The sequence below is a fragment of the Komagataeibacter intermedius TF2 genome (assembly GCF_000964425.1).
Taxonomy (GTDB): Bacteria; Pseudomonadota; Alphaproteobacteria; order Acetobacterales; family Acetobacteraceae; genus Komagataeibacter; species Komagataeibacter intermedius.
The window spans coordinates 1-572 of the sequence record NZ_BANF01000351.1; the positions used below are offsets into that span (position 1 = coordinate 1).

The window sequence follows — 572 nt, forward strand, 5'->3', positions numbered from 1 at the left end:
TGCCGGGATCATCTTCCGATCCGCGAGATTGAACGCCGGACGGGACTGTCACGCAATACGATCCGGAAATATCTGCGGGCACAGAGTATTGAACCGCGGTTCCAGGTCCCCGAACGTCCCGGCCGACTGGACCCGTTTGCTGACAGGCTGAGGGGATGGCTGGTCCTGGAAGCCGCACGCCCCCGCAAGAACCGGCGCACGGCGCGACGACTGCATGAAAACCTTGTGGCACTGGGTTATGATGGATCCTACGGACGGGTGGCCGCTTTCATCCGGCAGTGGAAACACGAACAGCACCAGGCACGCCAGACAACGGGTCGGGGTGTTTTCGTGCCCCTGTGCTTCCAGCCCGGGGAAGCCTTTCAGTTCGACCGGGGCGAGGACTGGGCGGTCATTGCCGGGCATCGCGTCAAGCTGCAGGTTGCCCACACCAGACTGTCCTTCAGCCGGGTCTTCATACTCAGGGCCTATCCCCTTCAGACCCACGAGATGCTTTTTGATGCGTTAACCGAGGCCTTTCGCGTGCTTGGTGGCGTGCCGCGGCGGGGTATTTTTGACAACATGAAGACCGC

Annotated in this window: 1 protein-coding gene; it reads left to right on the plus strand. The window is 61.5% G+C overall.

All coding sequences use genetic code 11. The features are described from left to right. On the plus strand, positions 1-572 hold a 572-nt coding region (gene istA, locus B7449_RS24915; protein ID WP_048883941.1), incomplete at both ends, for an IS21 family transposase.